This is a genomic window from Pinirhizobacter sp. (assembly GCF_035317885.1).
In the GTDB taxonomy this organism is placed as follows: Bacteria; Pseudomonadota; Gammaproteobacteria; order Xanthomonadales; family Rhodanobacteraceae; genus Pinirhizobacter.
In genome coordinates, this window is sequence record NZ_DATHFX010000058.1 from 1 (window position 1) to 5,411 (window position 5,411).

At 65.6% G+C, this 5,411-nt stretch carries 4 protein-coding genes; 2 read left to right on the top strand and 2 right to left on the bottom strand.

The window, feature by feature from the left end; all coding sequences use genetic code 11:
• The coding region (locus VK519_RS01740; RefSeq protein ID WP_524538970.1) for an aldose epimerase family protein at positions 1 to 377 on the bottom strand (377 nt) is incomplete at its 3' end.
• A 70-nt stretch (positions 378 to 447) separates the two neighbouring features.
• On the opposite strand from VK519_RS01740, the gene pepN reads away from it, so the two are divergent.
• Positions 448 to 3,105 (top strand): aminopeptidase N, encoded by a 2,658-nt coding sequence (gene pepN, locus VK519_RS01745; protein WP_324347065.1) that lies wholly within the window; start codon positions 448 to 450, stop codon positions 3,103 to 3,105.
• A 53-nt stretch (positions 3,106 to 3,158) separates the two neighbouring features.
• Here pepN and VK519_RS01750 read toward each other — a convergent pair whose 3' ends face one another.
• A complete protein-coding gene (locus VK519_RS01750) occupies positions 3,159 to 3,341 on the bottom strand; it encodes a hypothetical protein (RefSeq protein WP_324347067.1) in 183 nt (60 codons plus the stop codon).
• A gap of 578 nt (positions 3,342 to 3,919) precedes the next feature.
• Between VK519_RS01750 and mnmG the strand changes: the two genes are divergently transcribed.
• Positions 3,920 to 5,411 (top strand): tRNA uridine-5-carboxymethylaminomethyl(34) synthesis enzyme MnmG (mnmG, locus tag VK519_RS01755; RefSeq protein ID WP_324347069.1); only part of this gene is annotated, 1,492 nt, incomplete at its 3' end.

A 5,411-nucleotide genomic window follows, 5' to 3' on the forward strand; every position in this document is an offset into this window, starting at 1 on the left:
GAGACGCTGTCCTCGCCAAGGAATTCATCGACCACGTCGAAATCGGCCGTGCGCAGGAACCCGTGGCGCACACCCCGGTCGACGGTGATCCCGGGTTGCATGTCGTATCCGGCGCCATCGAATCGGTACCGGCCGTCCTCGATGCGGTTGGCGAACGGAGCCATGATGGCGAAACGCGCGCTCTTGCCGGCGGCCAGCTCCGCCTCGTCGCGGAAACCGTCGGCCACCTGGAAGCTCCCGCTAGCCAGGGGCACTTCGATACCGACCACCGTGGCCCCGCGTTCGGCCACGCGCAGCACCAGCCCTCGCTCATTGTCGGTAAGCACGACCAGGGGAAATCCCCCCATGAAGGCCCGGGTGATGCTGAATCGGTTCATCGAATGGTCCTGCCAAGCCGAAAAGCCGCATGTTAGCCTGCCGGTTCAGCCTTGGCGCGACCCACCCGACATGAAAGCACGCAACGACAGTGCCGCCCCCGCCGTGCGGCTGGCCGAATACACGCGACCCACCTGGCGGGTGGCCCACGTGGAGCTCGACTTTTCCCTAGGGATCGATGAAACGGAGGTCGTCGCCAGGCTCGACCTCAGCCGCGACGGCGACCCCGGCGCCCCGCTGGAGCTCGACGGGGAAGACCTGGAACTGCTTGAAGTACTCATCGACGGCCATGCCGTGGCGCCCACGCGCTACACGGCGGGCGAGCGTGGCCTGGTCATGCATGAGGTACCCGACCAGTTCGTGCTGACCACCCGCGTCCGCATCAAACCATCGACCAATACCGCGCTGGAGGGCCTGTACCTCTCCGGCAGCCGCGAGGCCGGCTTCCTGCTTACGCAGTGCGAAGCCCAGGGTTTCCGCCACATCACCTATTTCCCCGACCGGCCCGACGTGCTGGCGCGCTATACCGTCACCCTGAGCGCCGATGCCAGGCGCTTTCCGATTTTGCTGGCCGGCGGCAACCCCGACGGCAGCGGCGAACTTGCCGATGGCCGCCACTGGGCACGCTTTGTCGATCCGCATCCCAAGCCCAGCTATCTTTTCGCGCTGGTGGCCGGGCACCTGGAGCGGATCAGCCACGACTACGTCACCGCCAACGGCCGCGCCGTGCAGATCCACATCTGGGCCGAGGCCGATGTGATCGGTCGCTGCCACTACGCCATGGACGCCCTCGTGCGCTCGATGCGGTGGGATGAGAAAACCTACGGGCGCAACTACGACCTGGATGCCTTCCACGTGGTCGCCACCCACGACTTCAACATGGGTGCGATGGAAAACAAGGGCCTGAACATCTTCAACGCGAAATACCTGCTGGCCGACCCTGACAGCAGCACGGACGATGAATACCTGCACGTGGAAGCCGTGGTGGCTCACGAATACTTCCACAACTGGAGCGGCAACCGCGTGACCTGCCGCGACTGGTTCCAGTTGAGCCTCAAGGAAGGGCTTACCGTGTACCGCGAGCAGAGTTTTTCCGCCGACATGAACTCCGCGGCGCTCAAGCGCATCGAAGACGTCGCCCTGCTGCGGCGCGCGCAGTTTCCTGAAGACGCCGGCCCCCTGTCGCACCCTGTACGTCCGGCCGAATACCGCGAGATCAATAATTTCTATACGGCCACGGTGTACGAGAAAGGTTCCGAGCTGGTGCGCATGATCGCAGGCTCGCTGGGGCGGACGGGTTTCCGCCGCGGCATGGACGCCTACTTCGAACGCCACGACGGCGAAGCCGCGACCATCGAGGATTTCCTCGCCGCCCTGGGCGATGCCAACGGGGTAGATCTCACGCCTTACCTGGCCTGGTACGCGCAAGCCGGTACACCGCGCCTGCGCGGCCGCGGCTCATTCGATCCCGGCCAGCGCCGCTATACGCTGCACCTGTCCCAGGAAACCCCGTCCACGCCAGGCCAGGATGCCAAGCAGGCGCTGCCGATCCCGGTAAAGCTGGCCCTGTTCGCCAGCGACGGCCGCATGCTGCCATTGCGCATGCAGGGCGAGTCGCGCCAGGCCGCGGCCGACGAACGCGTGATCGTACTCAGCCACGCTGAGCGCGACTTCGTCTTCGAGGACATCGGCGAGGACGTCGTGCCCTCCCTGCTGCGTGGTTTCTCAGCACCGGTGATGCTGGAGTACAACTACGCACCCACCGAACTTGCGCTGCTCCTTCGCCACGACGTAGACGGCTTCAATCGCTGGGAGGCCGGGCAGCAGCTGGCCGCGATGGCGTTCGACGCCTGCCTTTCGGGCCAGGACGCCCACGGTGCTGCCGATGCCTGGACGGCCTCGATCGCGTCGATCTTCGCCGATCCGTCGATGGACGATGCCCTGCTGGCCGAATTGCTCACGCCTCCTGGAGAGATCGAGCTTGCCGACCGCCAGCCGCGGCACGATCCGGCGGCCGTGCACGGGGCTCGCCAGCAGTTGCTGTCGAGGCTTGCCAAGCGAGTGGGCGCAGGCACGCTGGCAGCGCGCTATGCAACCCTGTTCGCCCGTGCCACCGCAGATCTCGATGCAACCGCGCAAGCCAGGCGGCGCCTGCAGCGCCGCGTGCTCGACCTCCTCGCTACATTGGAACCGGCCAGGGCCGCCACGCTCGCCGCCAGGCAGTACGAGAGCGCCCCGGGCATGACGGACCGACTCGCGGCCCTGGCCACCCTGGCGCGTACGGATGAATCGGCCGCCGCCAGCTGCCTTGCACACTACCGCGCGCGCTACGACGGCAATCCCCTGGCCCTGGACAAGTGGTTCATGTTGCAAGCGTCCCTGCCGGGCGAAGGGACGCTTGGCCGCGTGCAGCGCCTGGAAGCTGATCCCGCGTTCAACCTCAAGAACCCCAATCGGGTGCAGTCGCTGATGGGCGCCTTCGCGCGCTCCAATCCAACCGGCTTCCATCGCGCCAATGGTGCTGCCTACGGCTGGTTCGCCGATCGCCTGTTGCAGATCGATGCGCTCAATCCGCAGGTGAGCGCGAGGCTGGGCACCGCCTTCAACGGCTGGGCGCGCCTGGTGGAACCGCAACGTGAACTGGCTCGCGCAGTGGTGAACCGCATGCAGGCCCACGAAGGACTGTCACGGGACCTCGCCGACATCCTGAATCGCGTCGTCGGGGGCTGAACAACAAAACGCCCCGCGTGGCGGGGCGCTCCTCGTTATCGCACACGAGCGGATCAGGCAGCCAGCTGTGAGATTTCCTGACGCACGCGGACAATACGCTGTTCCAGGCGGGGTGCCACCGCGGCACGTTTTTCCTGGTCGCGGCCTTCCAGGTGCTCCATCGCCATTTCCAGACGACCTAGTTCGATCAGCAGATCGTGGTGCCTGTAGACAGGTTCCAGTTCATGAGATCCCATGGCAATTCTCCTCCCGAGGTGCTTGGTACGTAGGACGATGCATGGGTCATGCCACAAGTGTGATCTCCATCACACTATCTCCGACATAGACAAAAACCTGACGTACTGCGTCACGAGATGCCACTTACCGGCATATCAACAACGAAAAAGTCACACGCCGTTCATTCGATCGGCGTAAATATTCGGGGTAACAAAAAACCGCAGCAAGTGCGGTTCTTTTGATGCCAGCCTTTAACGGTTTCTGGCGCCCGGCACACGGTCATCCTGGATTCCCCCTGTTCCTGAGACCGCCGGGCGCCAGATCCTCCTTTTCCAGCTTGCTACCCTCCCCGGCACGCGGTCCGGCCCCTGTCGCCTGACCTCAGCGCGCATCGTGCGCAGCATCTGCCCGGGGGAAGTGCCCCGGATTTTATGCATCAGCCATGCCAGGAAGGCATTTGTTAAGTGGGGGGCGGGGTCAGAGTACTTACTCTGACCCCCAATGCGCGCCTGATCGTGTCGTCCTGCCCCGGTTGCCGTTCACGGGCGCCACACGGGTTAAAATAGGCACCTCCTGCCCTTACGCGTCACCTTTCGCCATGTCGCTCACCCATCCCACCCGCTACGACGTGATCGTCGTCGGCGGCGGTCACGCCGGTACCGAGGCGGCCCTGGCGGCCGCGCGTTGCGGTGCGCGCACATTGCTGCTTTCGCACAACATCGAGACCATCGGCCAGATGAGCTGCAACCCGGCCATCGGCGGCATCGGCAAAGGCCACCTGGTACGCGAGATCGATGCCCTGGGCGGGGCGATGGCGCATGCGGCCGACCGCGCGGGCATCCAGTGGCGCACGCTCAATGCCTCCAAGGGCCCCGCCGTACGCGCCACGCGCTGCCAGGCCGACCGCTCGCTCTACAAGTCCGCCATCCGCCGGATGGTCGAAACGCAGCCGGACCTCGAACTCTTCCAGCAGGCCGTCGACGACCTCCTGCTCGAAGGCGACCGCGTTGTCGGGGTACGCACGCAGATGGGCCTGGACTTCCACGCGGCGACCGTCGTGCTTACGGCAGGCACGTTCCTGGCCGGCAAGATCCACATCGGCCCGGCGCAGTATGCCGGCGGCCGTGCCGGCGATCCGCCGGCGGCCACCCTGGCAAGCCGCCTGCGCGAACTGTCACTGGGTGTCGATCGCCTGAAGACTGGCACTCCGCCGCGCATCGACCTGCGCAGCATCGACACTTCGGTGATGGACGAACAACCCGGCGACATCCCCGCGCCGGTGTTCTCCTTCATGGGTACGCGTGGCGAACACCCGCGCCAGGTGAGCTGCTGGATCACCCATACCAGCGAACGAACGCATGAGATCATCCGCGGCGCGCTGGATCGCTCGCCGCTGTACAGCGGCCAGATCGAGGGCATCGGACCGCGCTATTGCCCTTCCATCGAAGACAAGGTGGTCCGCTTCGCGGAGAAATCCTCGCACCAGGTATTCGTCGAGCCCGAGGGGCTGGACACCTTCGAGGTCTATCCCAACGGCATCTCCACCTCGCTGCCCTTCGACGTGCAGCTTGAACTGGTGCGTTCGATCCGCGGTTTCGAGAACGCGCACATCACGCGGCCGGGCTATGCCATCGAATACGACTACTTCGACCCGCGAAACCTGAACCCGTGGCTGGAAACCCGTGCGATCGGCGGCCTGTTCTTCGCCGGCCAGATCAACGGCACCACCGGATACGAGGAAGCCGGCGCGCAGGGCCTGGTGGCAGGGCTGAACGCTGCCCGCCAGGCACGCGGCCAGGCTCCATGGTTCCCGCGGCGCGACGAGGCCTATATCGGCGTGCTGATCGACGACCTCACCACCAACGGCACCATCGAGCCCTACCGCATGTTTACCTCGCGGGCGGAATACCGCCTGCACCTGCGCGAGGACAACGCGGATCTGCGCCTTACCGAAACCGGTCACGCCCTGGGCCTGGTGGACGACGAGCGCCTTTCCCGCCTGGTTGCCAAGCGCGGGGCAACGGACCTTGAGACCGCCCGCCTGCGCGCTACCTGGGCCGCCCCGGGCAACGCCCTGGGGGCTGCCGTCA